Source organism: Christiangramia aquimixticola (assembly GCF_048285835.1).
GTDB lineage: Bacteria > Bacteroidota > Bacteroidia > Flavobacteriales > Flavobacteriaceae > Christiangramia > Christiangramia aquimixticola.
Genome location: NZ_JBLVTL010000281.1, coordinates 1 through 288, shown reverse-complemented (window position 1 = coordinate 288; position 288 = coordinate 1). Strand labels below are relative to the sequence as shown.

Below are 288 nucleotides of genomic sequence, written 5' to 3'. Positions count from 1 at the left end.
CGGAAAGGTTGATCACGATCACGTCGTCTTTGCGGTACTCGATCATGTTGAGGGCATGGATGGCGTGGGCAGTTTCGATAGCAGGAATGATTCCTTCTGTTCGGCTGAGTAGAATTCCAGCTTTCATCGCGTCTTCATCCTCCACAGCGACAAACTCAGCCCTTCCGATGTCAAACAAATGCGCATGAACCGGCCCTATTCCCGGATAATCCAAGCCTGCAGAAATGGAGTGAGGCTCCACCACTTGTCCGTCTTCAGTCTGCATCAGGATGGTCTTGGAGCCATGCA

At 52.1% G+C, this 288-nt stretch carries 1 pseudogene; it reads right to left on the bottom strand.

What is annotated here, in order from left to right:
- Positions 1-265 (bottom strand): annotated as a pseudogene (locus ACNKXV_RS14490) (tryptophan synthase subunit beta); the annotation flags it as partial.
- Between the last annotated feature and the right edge of the window lie 23 nt (positions 266-288).